General features: G+C 66.3%; 1 protein-coding gene. It reads right to left on the bottom strand.

The genetic code is table 11. The annotated features are described in order from the left end of the window. Nucleotides 1-208, bottom strand: a 208-nt coding sequence (locus NLM59_RS11835) for a hypothetical protein (RefSeq protein WP_304417983.1), incomplete at both ends; no start/stop codon positions are given.

The following is a 208-nucleotide window of genomic DNA, read 5'->3' as shown; positions in this document are numbered from 1 at the left end:
GCGCAACTCCTCGATCAGCCGCGGACCGTCCGGCGTCGCGATGCGGGTACCGGGAATGAAGCAGATCACCCCGCCCGTATCCGGCCCCTGGGGATCGTGTCGCGGCCGTTCATAGCTTTGATGCACCACCCAGAGCGGCTGTCCTTTTGGCGGAATCTCGTCGACGAACATCAGCAGCGGCGGTTGGCCCGGCGCCACCTCGATCAGC

The sequence above is a fragment of the Profundicola chukchiensis genome (assembly GCF_029664245.1).
In the GTDB taxonomy this organism is placed as follows: domain Bacteria; phylum Bacteroidota; class Bacteroidia; order Flavobacteriales; family Weeksellaceae; genus Profundicola; species Profundicola chukchiensis.
This window is presented reverse-complemented; position numbering and strand designations above follow the sequence as displayed.